Consider the following 14874-nt stretch of genomic DNA (forward strand, 5'->3'; position numbering starts at 1 on the left):
GATGAAAACAAAATTTATTTACATATTAACTATTCTTCTTACTCTAACTTCTTGCGAAAGTGTAGTGGAGGATTTAAACGACGACCCCAATAACTTCAATGATACCAGCTTATCACTGATTTTGAATCATGCCATTTTAAATTTAGTAACTGTAGCTGAGTCTGACATGGCTAGATATGCTACAATATTTACCGATCAATTTATGGGGGTTGACAGGCAATACGGAACCTTAAATGGATATAGTGTAACCCAAGCAGATTTTGATGAGCACTGGGAAGATTTATACCAAAGAGGTATTACCCAGGCACAGATTGCCAAAGCCAAAGCCATCGAGGCTACAAATGTGTCCGCTGAAGGCCAAGCACTGATTTTAGAAGGATATTACTTTGCCGAAGCTGCATTGCTATTTGGTGATGTACCATTTTCAGAAGTGAACAACGCAGAAATAACCGACCCTATTTACGAAGGACAAGAAACGGTCATCAACGGTGCAATATCTCTGATTCAGGAAGGAATTAGCAAAGCCGGCAACACCTCTGCTGCCAATAACGTTATGGCTACAAACTCAACTTGGGGGCAAATTGGCAATGCACTTTTAGCAAGATATTATTTGGCATTGAGAGAATATGGTCTAGCCAATCAAGCTGCAAAGGATGCAAACTTCACCTCAAATGATAATGACTGGTCAATTGTACATTCAGCCGCAAACTTTGGTGAGAATTTATTCTGGCAATTTGAAGTTGAACAAAGAGGGGATTATCTGAAAGTTGCAGCTCCGGGAGCTAATGAGGGAGATCCAGCCAATTTCTCCTATATGTTGGAATTGTTGGACGCCAATCATCCTAATTATAAAGGCAATGCCAAAACGGATGAAACTGTAAGGTATAACTTTTACGCCGATGGTGAAAGTTTAAACACTACAGATGGTTTTGCTGCCCAAACAGCATCATTTCCGGTTGTATCTTTCGAGGAAATACAATTGATCATTGCCGAAACCGAAATATTGGCAAATACAAATAGTAATGCTGCCATAGTAGCTTTAAACCTGGTAAGAACCAACAATACAACAAAGTATGCTGGTAGCCAATATGACCCCTATATAATTGGTGATTTTGCAGACACCAATGCGTTGCATGTCGAGATTCTAAAAGAGAAGTTTTGTTCCGTTATTGGATTGCCAACTTTCCATGACGTGAACAGAACAAAAAATTTGATTGGTACAACGATAAAAAATGACAATCAAACCACCATCCCACAAAGGTTTTTATACCCTTTAACAGAGTCATCTTCCAACTCAAATGCTCCGGATGTGGTAGGCCTTTTTGTGCCAACACCAATTAATAATTAAATCTGTAGCTTATCCTAAAATAGATTGACATTTTTAATACTTCCATTAAAACCAGAGAAGCTAACTTCTCTGGTTTTTTATGTTTAACTATGTATGCTAGCATAATAACATCTAATAACTTTAATCAAATCAGTACAATATAAATTCTCTATTTTTATCAACTCAAACAGGGCATCCATCAATTAGACCCATTAATTTCAAGGCATTTCTTATATGTTTGATACCTATTTATCAAACTATTTATAAGAGATGGCCCAAATCTTTACCAAAATAGGTTATCGATTCCTCCTAGGAACCATATTCCTAACTGCTTCCCAGACCTTTTCGCAAATTGACCCAGCGGTTTCCAATAGGCTCAATGGCTTTATGCGCGAAAACTGCACAACCACATTTAATGAAATTTCTTCCACCCCAGTAGAAAACATACTCAAATACAAAGTCTTCCACATTGTTCAGGAGACCCAAAACATGTATGGTGAAAAGAAGAAAAACATCAATGAATTTATTGTGATCGATACTGGACAAAAAGTAGCAAGTTTTGAACGCGTCCAAGCGAATACGAGCTTGCCTGAACTTACCGACTATATTCGGGAAGATTTTATTCTTGATCAAGAAAGCGCGCACGAATTCCAATCCCTCTTGGATTATATTTATCCCATAGAAGATTGGAAGCCCGACCATAGAGAATATTTTCAAAAAAATGGCAAATGGTACTTCTTACGCGATGCCTATTTCCGCACCAAGCAAGGGTTTGAGGTCACTGTTGATATTCAGGGAAGAATCACGGATATCTGCTATAAAATGAAATGGAACGATTCCGAAAGCAAATAACTATCTTGAACAAACAAAAATGCCTCCCGAACGGGAGGCATTTTTTATATTCTGTATGGCTATCTATTAGTAGAATGTAGCTCTCTTATCTTCTATCTCAGCCTTATCTTTTAAGGCATTGTAAACCGAACCGTTTACCCTTGCAGCAGCACTACTTTGCAAATTTTGTGCATAGGTACTGTAATTTTCAACATCTGCAGCTTCGGTTTTATTGGTCACTTTGATCATAAAAACCCCTGAGTTGCCTTCGATTAATTTGGATGTTTGGTTCACATCCAGAGCAAAGGCACTTCCTACAACCAAAGGCTCTCTACCGGCTCCTGGAATGGTAGGAGAAGACAAAGTCACCGCAGAGGCCGTGCTAACACTTACATTATTGTCGGATGCAATGGCTTCCATAGCCTTACCCTGATTGGCCGAAATGATCTGTTGTGCCTTGCGCTCTTTTCTGATTGCAGGCAATGCGGTAGCAGAAGCATCCTCGGGCGCCATAAGACCTTTTTTGTATTTTTTGGTCAATTGCACCACAGCATATCCATTGTTCACATTAAACCGTCTGATGTCACCAACACTGGTATCTTCGTTAAACACCCATTGTACAATACTACGTTGTGAACCGAGCCCGGGAAGATTTTCTTCCATTTCCTTGATTTTGTTCACTGGTCGAACAGTGTAAGAACTTTCCCTTGCGATATCACCAAAATTTTCGGGTTCTGCATCCAAAACGGCCATTTCAAATTTGGTGGCATCGGTAAACAAGGTGTTTATGGTTTCCTCGGAGGGCTCTATCTCCCTCGCCAAAGTTGCTACCTGGATCACATCTTGCTTATCGTCCACTTTGATCACGTGGTATCCGAATTGTGTTTCCACCAAACCTATGGTTCCCGTTGGGTTTCCAAAACAAAAATCGTTGAACTCGTCTGCCATTACACCTTCTTGGAAATACCCAAGGTCACCTCCACGTGGGGCCGATGGACCATCCGAATTATCCCTTGCCAATGTTGAGAACAAGACACCTTCTTTTTTGGCTTCTGCCAATAGTCTCTTGGCTTCTGTTTCGGCCTCTTCTTTTGTTCTGGTAATCGATGGATTGGCACGCTCTGCACCCTCCCAAGTAATCAAAATATGGCTTGCCTTAACGGTTCCATTGGCCTTTCTGTCCATTACTTTGGAAATTTTGTAAAAATCCCCATCCTTGTACGGACCATAAATATCACCAACATTCATTGCCATAAGTGTATCGGCCACAACCGTGGGCAAATCGTTCTTGGCCTTGTAGATGGTGTCGAATTTAGTGTCGGAGTAGCGGTCCAAAAATGCGGCCATCGCTGTTGTATTTCGGAATCCGGCAATGGTATCGTTAGCGTCCTTTGCTTCTGAATATTCCACAGAATCGTCCAATAGAGCGGTAATGCCTTCTTTTACATTGTTGTCATCTTCTGCGGATGGCTTTTCTTCAAAATACACAAATCTGATGTCGCGTGCCTTTTCCTGCTGAAACTTGGTCTTATGGTCGTTGATATATGCCTGTATATCACTTTTGGACACATTGATAGTGCTATCGGGTATTGAAGTAAAAGGAATACGAACGTACTGAAGGTCAACTTTATCGTTGGACATATCGTAGTCCAGTTTTCCTTCGGTCAAGGTCGCAGTAACCCCTCCTTTAACCAAATTAAAGTACATACGTTCTTTGGCAGCTTGAATGATGGAGGCCTCGTCCTGCAACCAAGCATCATATCGCAAAGGATCGTTCGCTTTCCAATCGGCAATGGCGCTTCTGAACACTTCTTCGTTAAAGATTCCGTTCTCATCTTGGAAATCCGGAATTTGAGCGTAGCCGGATGTTCTTACGAACTCAACGATTTGATCACTTTCCACATCGATTCCCAAATCTTCGAATTGCTGGTTCAAAATGGTCTTTCTTACTTCTTGATCGTACACCATGTTCACCAATTGGGTAGATGATACCGTTGGCCCATATCGTCGAGAAGCTGTTTCTACCTGAGCTCTAAACTCATCAATAGGAATATTTTCCCCATTAACTTCAGCGACCGTGGAACCCACTTTTGTTCCAGAAAAATTATCGCTGCTGAATACTCCGGATATTACGAATGCGAACAACGCCAAACCAATTATTAGAATTAGAACTGTTGTCCGTTTTCTAATATTCTCTAATATTGCCATTTTACTGCTTGTTTTCTTTAAATTCAGTGGGCGAAAATACCACTTTCTTTTCAAATAGGAAAGCTAAAAAAGGGAGTGGAATAGATTAATCTTCAGTCTGAACCACCACACTTACCAAATCAATTTTGGTATTGGACACTTCCAATATTTTGAAGGTGAAATTATCCACGGTCACTTCTGTATCCTTTTCGGGAATCTCGCCTGTATGGTTTACGATCAATCCGCCCAATGTTTCGTACTCTTCTCCCTCGGGAAGCTCCAATTTATAGTTTTCGTTAATGTAATCCACCTCCATACGGGCAGAAAACTTAAACTCGTTCTCACTTATTTTTTCTTCGTGCAGGTCGGTGGAATCGTGTTCATCCTCGATTTCGCCAAACAACTCTTCTATAATATCCTCTACGGTAAGAATACCGGATGTGCCACCGTATTCGTCCAAAACTACGGCCATGCTTTTACGTTTTTTAGTAAGTACGTTAAGAATATCCTGTATCAACATGGTCTCTGGAACAAATTCCACCGGTAGGAGAATACTTTTTATGGTCTTGGGTTTTTTAAATAGCTCGTAGGAATGGACATAGCCAATTATCTCATCTATACTTTCTTTAAAAATCAAGATTTTTGAATACCCCGTTTCCGAAAAGAGCTTGGCCAAATTCTTAGGGGTCTCGCTCTGCTCCACTGCTACGATTTCGGTCCTGGGAACCATGACCTCTCTTGCCTTTACGGTTGAAAACTCCAGTGCATTCTGAAAAATCTGAATCTCGGAATCCACATCGTCCTCTTCTTCCACGGTCTCCATTTGCTCGGTTATGTAATCCCCCAATTCCAGTTTGGTAAAAGAGAGCTGCATATCATCTCCATCGGTTTTAAAGAAAACCCTAAGTATAAAGTCGGATACTTTAATAACAAACCAAGATATAATGGAAAAAAGCAGGTAGAAAAAATAAGCAGGTACGGCCAAGGCCTTTAATAATGCGTTTGCATAGATCTGAAAAAATACTTTGGGCATAAACTCGGCGGTGAGGAGTATCACCAACGTAGAGATCACCGTTTGCGATAGCAGGCTAAAATCCGTCAACAAAACATTTAGGAACTGATAATTGGTAGGCAATAAACCTTGGAACCATTCCATTAACAGGTCACCCATAAACAGACCATAGATCACCAAGGCGATATTGTTTCCAATAAGCATGGTGGCTATAAACTTTGAAGGCTTGTCGGTTAGCAAGGTAAGCACCTTGGCCAAAAAGCCTTCTTGCTTTTTCTCTATTTCAATATGAATCCTATTGGCTGAAATGAAGGCTATTTCCATTCCAGAAAAAAATGCCGAAAACAGCAGGGAAAGTACGATAATGATGACGGAGGGGTCCAATGCTACTTTTTATTATCCGAATTGCGCTGTTCAAATCGTTTCCGATACCTTCTTCTAAAGAGGAACATTGCCACAGATACTACCGCGAAGAAGATAAAGATATAGGTCTCCTTTGGATTAATGCTCCAAAGTGTTGCGATCTTATAAATAGAAATCACCGCTACGGCCAAATAAAGGTATTCAGTATATCTTAAAATTTTGATCATCTTATTCTTCTTCTTTAATCGTCATTAGCCCAAATGTTTTGTGGGCCTTAAAAAAAGTAAAATCCTTATTAAAATCCATCCCTTCACCATCCATTACGGTTCCATCTTCGGGATTTGTGTACTTAAAAGTGGATTCTGTAAATATCCAATTGTTCTTTTGGTCGAAAAATAACTGGTCGGTTTCCAGTTTTTTTCCGTCGTGGGTCTCTATGACCACATTTCCTTGCAAATCTATCAAATTAGTTTGTGAATATTGGATTCCATAATCCGCAACCACTGTACTTTTTTGATTTTCGTCGTCGTAAAACTCCACCTGAAGTCCTTCGGGAAAGGTTTTAAACTTGAATCTTTGATTATCAAAATCCTCGGACAACGGACTGGACAAAACGGCAATCCGTTTGGAATGTGCAGAATCCTGCGTTCCCATGGCCTCTTTGGTCTCGGTATAGGTCAAGGTGAAATTATGGGCCACTCCTTGCGGATACAATGGTTTTACGGCTTCTTCCCCTACTCTCCGGTAGTCGTCCCCACAGGACATAAAAAGCATTGCCACGGTAAAAACCGTGGCAAATCTGTTTAAAATATGTTTGGATGTTTGTTTCACCTTATAAACTAGGTACTTTAACACTACCTCCTACCCAACAGCTAAAGGTAATGGTCTGACCGGCTTTTCCTGAACTAAAGATCATTTCTTTGGTGGGAGCCTTTGCACTGTAACTTGCGGCAGTTTGGTTGGCACGTCCGCTCAATGCGGGATCAACCCTACCTGCCTTTCTTGCCATTTCGGCTGCTTTCCAGTACATCGCTCTTTTCTCGAACGGTGTGCTACCACAATCGTTGGCACTGGTCGCGTAAAGGTTGGCAATCAACAAATATGCTTTACCATTTGCCGGGTTGGCCTCGGTAGCTTTAAGTGCGTAGCTTCTTGCTTGTGATTTACTAGATCTTCTAACGGTTGTTGCAATCTTGTAAAGAATCTCAGATTTTTTGTACGCATCGGTTTCCAATTCCACAGCTTTGTTGAAATCGGCCAAAGCACCTTTTGTGTCACCTGCTTTTTGTTTTAATACACCGCCATACATATATGCATCTGCTGATGGATCCAAAGCCAACTGGGCCTCGAACAACTTTCTGAACATAGGGTCGTCCGTGCATTCTTTGGAGAACATTCTACCCACGGCACGCTTTACCCATTTTACGTCGTCCTTTTTCTCATCAAAGCTTTTCTCGTACAATGGAATTAGGTTATCGCAATCTGCCAGAGCACCTAATTTGGAGTCTACACTGCTTGCTACCTTACCGAATGATTCGGAGTTTACCGTGGCTACCCTAAGTGTTCTTTTTTCTTTAGAGGTCAATGTTCCCAAAGAGTCTTTTGGAAGAAGTTTGGTTACCACATCGGTCAACTTTTTATTTTCTTCTTCAATTTTTCCTGTAACATCATCGTAGGTATTGAATACATCCTGAAGGTCTTTTTTACCAGACCCGTGCAAATCCACTAAACTTGAGAAGTATAGGTACAATGCTCTCGGATTGGTGAAATTGGCCTGATCTTCTTGGAAGGCCTTGTCCAACAAGTTGAACAATTGCTCGTCCGATGCCATTTTGTTCTCGTACATCAACAGTGCTTTGTCTATAGCTACACCTGCTTTGCTGTACTTGGTAGGGAAATATTTTAGGCTGTTATCGTACAACGCCATCAAATCCTGAATAAAGGCATCTTTCTCTGCTCCTGTGGAGCTATCTATTTTTGCCTTTAGGATACGCTCTCCATAGGAGAAATTGGCTTTGTTGATATCTGGGCAACTTTCGTAAACCATTTTCCATGGTTCGTAAGCCGCATCGTAGTTTTTCACCTTTACGTGTTCTGCGTAAATAGACAGATTGGTCATACACTCGGGGTTCTGTGCTTGTGCCATACTTAATCCCGCCAACATCGTGACCATTATCATTGTTAAGTAGTGTCTCTTTTTCATCTTACTAATTTTAAAGCTGTTAAAGTACAAATTTTCATTAAAAAATCCTTCAATAGGACTTTCTATGGGTGGTTATTTATTAATTTTTCAAAAAATGGGCTTTTAATTTATTTTTCTTTGCTGAAACCATCTATCATTTAATGATAAGCCCACATTAACTTTGAAATAACTTTCCTCTATAAGGTTAGCATCGGTTGTTCCACGTCTTCCCAATTCAAATCCTAGGTTAAGATTGGAGAAGGATGACCCCAGCGGTAGACCAAGTCCAAAAGTTATGCCAAAATTATTTATTTCTTTTTCGTTCACTACCAAACCGCTTACATCGTAACGTAGGCCCGCACGATAGGTTACGCGTTTAAAGTAGCCCGATAATGCCCGGTAATCCGGCACCCAATACCCTCCAAAGGCGTAGGTGTTCGCATCGGAATAGGTTACATTTTCGAGTCCTAAAAATCTATTTTCAAAATCGCTCATTTGCTGAAAACTGTACTCTGCTCCTAAAAACCATTTCTTATTTTCACCAAAACCAAGACCCAAAGTGGTCCTAGTAGGGATTTTTAATTCGGTATTCCTAAGGTTGGAAGCATCCAAATCGACATCGACCACCTCAACATTGTTTCCATTGGAAAGCGAAAAAGACCCCAGGGTCTGCGTGTTTTTAGACACTAAATTCCCTTGTGTGTTGACCAAAACCGAAGTATACAGCGTGTATTTATCCTTAATGGTAGGGTTGTAATTCAAGGCATATTTAAAATCGTATCCATTTATTTTGGATTCGCGATTGTCCAATGTCCCAAACTGGACATCTTCCACACTTTGTATCCTCTGATATTCCAGGTTTCCAAAGTTATAGTTGACCGTTACCCCCAAACTTAAATTTTTAATGGGTTCAAACCCGACAGACGCGTACAATCGGTTTATACCTCCATCGCCTTCGTAAATATTGGTCACTTCGGCACCTTGTGCATTGTCCATCACCGAGTTAAGGCTATATCCTACCGAGGAGTAGGGCATTATCCCAAATCCGACTCCCAATTTATCCGCTATGGGAAAACCAATTGACAGATAATCTAAATTGGTCACGGATAGATTCTGCTCTTCGTTGAAGTCTTTTAGTCGGTATTCCCTATGTGAAATACCTGCCGTGTATGTGGTCAATTTTAGCTTGGAGTATGCCGCCGGGTTGGACAAATTAATGTGGATACTATCTCCGTACATACTTACACCGCCCATCATTTGGTTATCTACCGTCCCGTTGTTCCGATGGTCGCCCACTCCAAAGTAAGAGTATGGCGATATTGTTCCATTTTGTGCGAACAGACCATGGGCCGCCACGCAGAAAAAAGCGATCAAAATTTGTTTAATCATTCAGTTTGTGTTGTATTCCAGTAGGCAATTTAACCCCTCCAAGAGAAATTTGGAGTTCGCAAATATGGTGTTTTTTAGCCTTTTGTCAAAAAAATGGGAGTCTCCGCCTGTTAAAATAACTGTTAAATCTTGAAAACGAGATCGATATTGATCGATAACACCGTCTACCTCTTGGACTACACCATTGATTACACCACTGTGCATGCAGGATTCGGTAGAATTCCCGATAATATCCAAAAACTCCTCAGGCTTTAGCAAAGGTAGTCCGGCCGTTTGATCGTGCATGGCATTGTACCTCATTTGCACGCCCGGGGAAATAGCTCCTCCGACATATTCTCCAATATTGTTCACCAGATCGTACGTTATGCACGTGCCGGCATCGATAACCAAAGTATTCCCCCTTGGGTTGTGGTGATACGCTGCGGCAGCCAGGGCAACTCTATCCACCCCTAAGGTCTGTGGCGTGGCATAACTGTTTTTAAATGGGACTCTGGATGCATTGGTCAGTACGTGCACTTTGCAGAAAAGAGCAACCACATCCCGCTCTTTTCGGTCCAATTTACCCACAGACGATAAAATGGCTTGGTTGATCTGCGGATATTTTTCGAAGAGTTCCTTGATTTTTGATAAAAACAAACCGGATTCCGTTGTTTGATGAAAAATAATCCTTCCGTTCTCAAAAACAGCGAATTTGATGAGTGTATTACCGATGTCGATGACCAAGTTCATATTACAAAGATCGGGAATTGAAAAAAATCGGTACCTTTTTTTCGGGTTTTTGTTTGTATATCCTAATTTTGAAATTATATTTGCACCCGCTTTAGGGCATGGTACCTTAGCTCAGTTGGTAGAGCAACGGACTGAAAATCCGTGTGTCCCTGGTTCGATTCCTGGAGGTACCACATCAATAACCCACAACAAATGTTGTGGGTTTTTTGTTTTTTATTCTTACTAGTCCTTACTGCCCCACTACCTCAACGCTTCTTTTACTATTTTTAAATTCACTCGGACTCAATCCATATTTCTCCTTAAAGATCTTGGAGAAATAACTCCGACTCGTAAAACCAATGGAATAAACTACTTCCGAAATATTCATTTCGGTATTCGCAATATAATCACGGGCCAGCTCCAATCGCGCATGTCGAATATATTCCGTTACCGTTTTATTGTACAACAACTTAAAACCTTCTTGCAACTTGGCCTGGGTAAGGCCGGTTTCCGCGGAAATCTCTTCAAGGGAAAAATCCTTGGCAATATTTTTTTCTATTTTTTTGGCGTATTTCCGGATTGCCTTTAATTCTCGTTTGAGCAAATTGGTCTGCGGCCCCTTATTCTGGACTTCTTTATTGTGCTGTAAAATGTGCATGGACAGGATCTGATACACAAATCCCTCGATCATCATAATACGGACCATGCCTTTTGCCTTTACTTTTTTTATTTGTGATATGACCTCGGCAATCTTAAGGTTGTAGGAGCCGTAATAGGCGAATATCTTTTCGTGGTCGGTATCTAAAAAAACGCGGTACAATTGTTTGTTCAACTCTTCGCCCTGATTCAGTCTTTTGCGCAAAAATGGCTTTCTGCGCACTTGGATCACCGTTTGCGAAATCTTTACATCTTTCGGGAAATATCTGTCGCTTACCCCACCATCACGATTGGTTAAGATCACCGATTGAAATTGTTCCATGATCTTGATCTTGTCTTCTGGCTGATATCCAAATTTATGTCCGCAGTAGCCTTCGAGACAATAATAAAAATTAATAGGGTTGAACTCCGAAGTGTCCACTTTCATCAATACCTCATCAGAAAAAGTAATATCGAACTCCAACAGGCTCACTCCCCATTCAAAAATTATGAAACGTATGCTTCCGGTTGCCCTCTCATTGGCAACATTCAAGGAATACTGTCCCCATCGTTCCGTTATCTCTCCACCGATTACTTGCCTGATCTGCTCGACCGACTCTGCGGTATCCTGAGCACTTACCTCAATTGTTATCATTAAAAGGTCTCCCTGCTTTTTGTTCAACTATTGATCCTAACCCATAAAGATAGTCTTTGTTGGCGTTTGTACAACCATACATTTTGCCTTTAGAATGATTTTGAGAAAAATAAATGGAAAGCAACACGATTAAAACGGTTTGAGTCAAACTTTTTACCCATTTATCGATTACTTGGAGTCCATTATTAAAGATTATGATTTACAAGCTTTCAAATGATGCAGGGAGAGAAGCCATAGAAAAGGAGTTTGGAATCCCCTTCAGGTATCCAAATCTATACAGACCAAACCCAGTGATCAACGGTTTTCATGAAACCAACCTTAGTGTGGTGACCATGGAAGAACCAAAAGTAATCACATTTGCTATCTGGGGACTTATGCCCCAAAATTTTAAAGAAGACTGGCACATTTTCCAAGAGTACACCAACTCATTGAACGTAACATCCGTGGAACTCAACAGTGTTGACTGGATGAAGGATTCCTTTACCCAAAGACGTTGTTTGATCATTGTTAACGGCTTTTACACCTATTTATTGGAAAATGGCAATACTTATGGTTACCACATACAACAGGCATCTAAAAAACCTTTCTACCTTGCAGGAACCTATAATAGACTAGAGGACGGTTTTTTGTGCACTGCACTAATGGTCAACCGAACGCACCCTTTTATTTCCAAGTACCACAACATCAGCAATCTGGCACCCGTTATTGTTTCCAAAGAGAATGCACCCACTTGGCTCCAAAAAGAATCTCCAAAGGAGGGTTTATCGAACATTATTAACCACCCACAACAGTTGGATCTAATAGCCGAAGCCGTCCCAAGCAGATTTTTTCAACGCGAAAAGAGCCTATTTACCAGCGAACAACGTATTTAACTGGCTAGTGCACTATCGATTAGCTTTTGAGTCAAGATTAAAACCAAAAGCGACAAACTCCCGCTCCAAACCGACCGATATTTGTACTGTACTGATTAAGAGATAGTCAGACATTAACCTTAAAAACACAATCATTATGTTACGTTGGACAGTTACCTTTATCATATTGGCCATAATTGCCGGTATTTTCGGATTTGGAGGCATTGCTGCTGGAGCAGCCAGTATAGCCAAAATCCTATTCTTCATATTTATTGTATTATTTATCATCTCCCTAATAACAGGAAGAAAAAAAATATAGATCACACACACTTAAAAAAAAGTATTAACCCTAAACATAAAGAACCCATGAAAAAGTCGATAAGTTTATTCACCATGTTAATTGCAATGGCACTAACGTTAAGTTTTACCAGTTGCAGGGAAACAAAAGAAGATAAGGCCGAAGAGGCCATTGAAGAAGTAGAAGATGCAGCAGAAGATGTTGGCGACGGTATTGAAGATGCCGCGGACGACGTGGAAGACGAAGTAGAAGATGCTGTGGACGATAGTCCTCAATAATCCTTTACTTCCCGACCGAACAACTCTGGCAATAGTTTTGCCAGAGTTTTTTTATTGTACCGATCCTCCCCTTACCTCACGATTTATTGGTAAATCCTGCTTAACTTAGAAGAAACGAACACCACCCTTTATTTGTGAAAACAACTTTCATTATTGTATATTTAGTTGTTTCCGTTTGGGCCATTGGGGCCATAATCTACCACGGAAGAAGGCCATCGCGCTCCATTAGTTGGGCATTCGCCATCATAGTTCTGCCCATATTCGGCGCCGTTCTCTATTACCTTTTTGGTATGAACCGCAGAAAATTCAAATTCTTCAATTCCAAAGAATTTGAAAAAAGAAACACCTATACCCACCCCAAGATATCGGCGCAGGACAAATTTAAGTCCCATTTTAACAAGGACATCCGAAAAGAAAGGCTCAATCGACTCATATCCAAAAGCTCCAATACCACTGCAAAAACAGGAAATAAAATAGCCGTTCTACAAGACGGGGCAGAAACCTTCAACGAACTCTTCAACGCCATGGAAGAAGCCAAAAAATTCATTCATGTGCAGTATTATATTTTAGAGAAAGGCGATTTATTCGATAAGATGTTGGACCTTTTCCAACAAAAGATTAAAGAAGGCGTAGAAATCCGGATACTCTACGATTCACTGGGCAGCTACCAACTGCGTGGGCGACCCAAAAAGAAATTTCAGGATATAGGGGTCAAAATACACCCCATAATGCCCATTCGGTTAAAGAACCTGTTGTTTTCTCTCAATTTTAGGAACCATCGCAAAATAGTGGTCATAGACAATAAAATAGCATTCACTGGCGGTGTTAATGTCTCCGACAAATACATTAAGCGCAAAAATGATCTAGGCAAATGGAAGGACACCCACCTGAAACTCGAAGGCCCCATTGTCAACGATTTGCACATGGTTTTTTTGAAAGATTACTTTTTTGCCAGTAAGCAGGAAGAGTTCAATATAACGGACTATTTGTTCGAACAAAAATCCAAAGGCGAAATAGAAGCTCAGGTCGTTGCCGGAGGCCCCGATTCCAAGCACCCGACCATAATGCAACAATATATAAGTATGATGAACCAGGCCAAAGCAACAGTTCGCATTGCCAATCCTTACTTTGTACCCGGCGAAGCATTTTTACAAAGTTTAAAGATCACCGCTCTCGAGGGAGTGGACATTACCTTGTTGGTCCCTAAAAAATCCGATTCCAAAGCCGCAAAGTTTGCCATGTTTTCACACTTTGAGGAATTACTGAAAGTGGGCGTAAAAATTTATTTACGGGAAGATTTTTCACACAGTAAAATTATGGTCGTAGATGATGACCTCACATCTATCGGGTCGGGAAATTTTGATATTCGAAGTTTTGAACTCAACTACGAGACCAATATTCTTATCTACAATACAGAAATAAATGAGGAACTAACATTGGAGTTCGACAGAATCTGCAAAAATGCGAATGAAGTTACGTTGGAAAGGTTCCAAAACCGTGGCCTTTGGCTCAAATTCCTCGAAGGGCTCTTCAAATTCTTCAAACCGCTTATTTAGCACAATAAATTAATGGTTTGCATCAATCATTAAATGATTTAAGACAAGTAAAAACAGGGTTGAGACTACCTTTGTCTCAAAATAAAACAATCATGAAAAATTTACTTGTATTTCTATTTTTTATTGGAGCAACAACCATGAGCGCTCAGAGTATTTCCAAAAATGCCCTGGGTATTAGAGTAGGTGACAACGACGGTTTTGGAGGCGAGGTTTCCTATCAGCGATACTTGAAAGAGAACAACAGATTGGAATTCGACCTGGGTTGGAGGGATTCCGACAATGTCGAGGCCTTTAAGTTGGTAGGACTCTACCAATGGGTAATGCCCATTGATGGTGGTTTTCATTGGTATGTTGGTGCCGGTGGAGGTATAGGTTCCTTTGATGCCGGTGAAAACGACGGTGCCTTTGCCCTTATAGCAGGAGACCTGGGAATTGAATACGATTTTGATATTCCTCTATTGATCTCACTGGACATGAGACCTGAAATTGGTTTTAATGATGATTATTCCGATGACCTTGATTTGGATATAGCCCTAGGTCTGCGATACCAATTCTAAAAAAGCAACATTCAACCATATAAAAGGGCAACACAGTTTTGCCC

Annotated in this window: 15 protein-coding genes and 1 tRNA gene; 8 read left to right on the forward strand and 8 right to left on the reverse strand. The window is 40.7% G+C overall.

The annotated features are described in order from the left end of the window. Position 1 precedes the first annotated feature (1 nt). Together ABTP35_RS04500 and ABTP35_RS04505 are read left to right on the forward strand one after the other, a co-directional pair. Entirely contained in the window at positions 2-1348 is a 1347-nt protein-coding gene (locus ABTP35_RS04500) for a SusD/RagB family nutrient-binding outer membrane lipoprotein (RefSeq protein ID WP_293298996.1), read from the forward strand. 249 nt (positions 1349-1597) lie between these two features. Next, a complete protein-coding gene (locus ABTP35_RS04505) occupies positions 1598-2179 on the forward strand; it encodes a hypothetical protein (RefSeq protein ID WP_293298993.1) in 582 nt (193 codons plus the stop codon). Positions 2180-2245: 66 nt separating this feature from the next. Here ABTP35_RS04505 and ABTP35_RS04510 read toward each other — a convergent pair whose 3' ends face one another. The 7 genes from ABTP35_RS04510 to ABTP35_RS04540 form a co-directional block, all read right to left on the reverse strand. Next, entirely contained in the window at positions 2246-4366 is a 2121-nt protein-coding gene (locus ABTP35_RS04510) for a peptidylprolyl isomerase (RefSeq protein ID WP_293298991.1), read from the reverse strand. An 85-nt stretch (positions 4367-4451) separates the two neighbouring features. After that, on the reverse strand, positions 4452-5741 hold the full coding sequence (locus ABTP35_RS04515; RefSeq protein WP_293298988.1) for a hemolysin family protein: 1290 nt from the start codon (positions 5739-5741) through the stop codon (positions 4452-4454). Between the two features lie 2 nt (positions 5742-5743). Next, on the reverse strand, positions 5744-5947 hold the full coding sequence (locus ABTP35_RS04520; RefSeq protein WP_224836348.1) for a hypothetical protein: 204 nt from the start codon (positions 5945-5947) through the stop codon (positions 5744-5746). A 1-nt stretch (position 5948) separates the two neighbouring features. Continuing rightward, positions 5949-6551, reverse strand: coding sequence for an LPS export ABC transporter periplasmic protein LptC (gene lptC, locus ABTP35_RS04525; RefSeq protein ID WP_224836347.1), 603 nt, complete (start codon positions 6549-6551; stop codon positions 5949-5951). A 1-nt stretch (position 6552) separates the two neighbouring features. Beyond that, positions 6553-7923, reverse strand: coding sequence for a tetratricopeptide repeat protein (locus ABTP35_RS04530; RefSeq protein WP_252080683.1), 1371 nt, complete (start codon positions 7921-7923; stop codon positions 6553-6555). A 102-nt stretch (positions 7924-8025) separates the two neighbouring features. Then, entirely contained in the window at positions 8026-9291 is a 1266-nt protein-coding gene (locus tag ABTP35_RS04535; RefSeq protein WP_293298983.1) for a hypothetical protein, read from the reverse strand. Next, positions 9292-10020 (reverse strand): type III pantothenate kinase, encoded by a 729-nt coding sequence (locus ABTP35_RS04540; protein WP_293298980.1) that lies wholly within the window; start codon positions 10018-10020, stop codon positions 9292-9294. A 100-nt stretch (positions 10021-10120) separates the two neighbouring features. Here ABTP35_RS04540 and ABTP35_RS04545 point away from each other — a divergent pair. After that, a tRNA-Phe gene (locus tag ABTP35_RS04545) sits at positions 10121-10193 on the forward strand. 56 nt (positions 10194-10249) lie between these two features. Here the strand turns inward: ABTP35_RS04545 and ABTP35_RS04550 are convergent. Next, positions 10250-11290: an AraC family transcriptional regulator gene (locus ABTP35_RS04550; RefSeq protein ID WP_252080695.1), complete on the reverse strand. Its 1041-nt coding sequence runs from the start codon at positions 11288-11290 to the stop codon at positions 10250-10252. Between the two features lie 194 nt (positions 11291-11484). Between ABTP35_RS04550 and ABTP35_RS04555 the strand changes: the two genes are divergently transcribed. The 5 genes from ABTP35_RS04555 (at position 11485) to ABTP35_RS04575 (ending at position 14830) form a co-directional block, all read left to right on the forward strand. Continuing rightward, on the forward strand, positions 11485-12162 hold the full coding sequence (locus ABTP35_RS04555; protein WP_293298975.1) for an SOS response-associated peptidase family protein: 678 nt from the start codon (positions 11485-11487) through the stop codon (positions 12160-12162). A 136-nt stretch (positions 12163-12298) separates the two neighbouring features. After that, on the forward strand, positions 12299-12460 hold the full coding sequence (locus ABTP35_RS04560) for a DUF1328 family protein (protein WP_224836341.1): 162 nt from the start codon (positions 12299-12301) through the stop codon (positions 12458-12460). A gap of 47 nt (positions 12461-12507) precedes the next feature. After that, complete coding sequence (locus tag ABTP35_RS04565) at positions 12508-12717, forward strand: hypothetical protein (protein ID WP_224836340.1); 210 nt, start codon at positions 12508-12510, stop codon at positions 12715-12717. Between the two features lie 134 nt (positions 12718-12851). Then, complete coding sequence (gene cls, locus ABTP35_RS04570) at positions 12852-14273, forward strand: cardiolipin synthase (protein ID WP_293298970.1); 1422 nt, start codon at positions 12852-12854, stop codon at positions 14271-14273. Between the two features lie 92 nt (positions 14274-14365). Beyond that, the gene (locus ABTP35_RS04575) at positions 14366-14830 is read left to right on the forward strand and encodes a hypothetical protein (RefSeq protein WP_224836338.1); all 465 of its coding nucleotides are present in this window, start codon (positions 14366-14368) and stop codon (positions 14828-14830) included. Positions 14831-14874: the final 44 nt, after the last annotated feature.

The sequence above is a fragment of the Flagellimonas alginilytica genome (assembly GCF_042134605.1).
GTDB classification, from domain to species: domain Bacteria; phylum Bacteroidota; class Bacteroidia; order Flavobacteriales; family Flavobacteriaceae; genus Flagellimonas; species Flagellimonas alginolytica.

What these genes read in the sequence shown, in the direction of transcription:
- ABTP35_RS04565 (WP_224836340.1), top strand. Translation starts at nt 12,508, where the DNA reads ATGAAAAAGTCGATAAGTTTATTCACCATGTTAATTGCAATGGCACTA.
- ABTP35_RS04560 (WP_224836341.1), top strand. Translation starts at nt 12,299, where the DNA reads ATGTTACGTTGGACAGTTACCTTTATCATATTGGCCATAATTGCCGGT.
- ABTP35_RS04575 (WP_224836338.1), top strand. Translation starts at nt 14,366, where the DNA reads ATGAAAAATTTACTTGTATTTCTATTTTTTATTGGAGCAACAACCATG.
- ABTP35_RS04500 (WP_293298996.1), top strand. Translation starts at nt 2, where the DNA reads ATGAAAACAAAATTTATTTACATATTAACTATTCTTCTTACTCTAACT.
- ABTP35_RS04535 (WP_293298983.1), bottom strand. Translation starts at nt 9,291, where the DNA reads ATGATTAAACAAATTTTGATCGCTTTTTTCTGCGTGGCGGCCCATGGT.
- ABTP35_RS04520 (WP_224836348.1), bottom strand. Translation starts at nt 5,947, where the DNA reads ATGATCAAAATTTTAAGATATACTGAATACCTTTATTTGGCCGTAGCG.
- ABTP35_RS04540 (WP_293298980.1), bottom strand. Translation starts at nt 10,020, where the DNA reads ATGAACTTGGTCATCGACATCGGTAATACACTCATCAAATTCGCTGTT.
- ABTP35_RS04510 (WP_293298991.1), bottom strand. Translation starts at nt 4,366, where the DNA reads ATGGCAATATTAGAGAATATTAGAAAACGGACAACAGTTCTAATTCTA.
- ABTP35_RS04505 (WP_293298993.1), top strand. Translation starts at nt 1,598, where the DNA reads ATGGCCCAAATCTTTACCAAAATAGGTTATCGATTCCTCCTAGGAACC.
- ABTP35_RS04550 (WP_252080695.1), bottom strand. Translation starts at nt 11,290, where the DNA reads ATGATAACAATTGAGGTAAGTGCTCAGGATACCGCAGAGTCGGTCGAG.
- ABTP35_RS04530 (WP_252080683.1), bottom strand. Translation starts at nt 7,923, where the DNA reads ATGAAAAAGAGACACTACTTAACAATGATAATGGTCACGATGTTGGCG.
- ABTP35_RS04555 (WP_293298975.1), top strand. Translation starts at nt 11,485, where the DNA reads ATGATTTACAAGCTTTCAAATGATGCAGGGAGAGAAGCCATAGAAAAG.